1 protein-coding gene is annotated in these 221 nt (G+C 69.7%); it reads left to right on the top strand.

Annotated elements, in window-relative coordinates; translation table 11 throughout:
* Nucleotides 1–221, top strand: a 221-nt coding sequence (locus K7G59_RS34860) for a hypothetical protein (RefSeq protein ID WP_263977113.1), incomplete at both ends; no start/stop codon positions are given.

The raw sequence follows: 221 nt of genomic DNA, 5'->3' as shown, positions 1-221 counted from the left end.
CGGAAAGCGGGACGGTCGCCACGGTCGTCCCGACGCGGTCCGCGATCACGGTCGTCACGCTGGAACCCCGGACGCGAACCCCGCTCGCCCTCACGCCGATCGTCACGACGGTCGTCACGCCTGTCGTCACGACGGCCATAGCCACCACCGCGGCTGTCATCGCGGCGGAAACCACCACGCTCACCACGGTCACGATCATCACGGCGGTCGTCACGACGGTC

It is taken from the genome of Streptomyces sp. NK08204, from assembly GCF_020400585.1.
In the GTDB taxonomy this organism is placed as follows: domain Bacteria; phylum Actinomycetota; class Actinomycetes; order Streptomycetales; family Streptomycetaceae; genus Streptomyces.
Note: the sequence above shows the minus strand (reverse complement) of the source record. Positions and strands in the feature narration are given on the sequence as shown.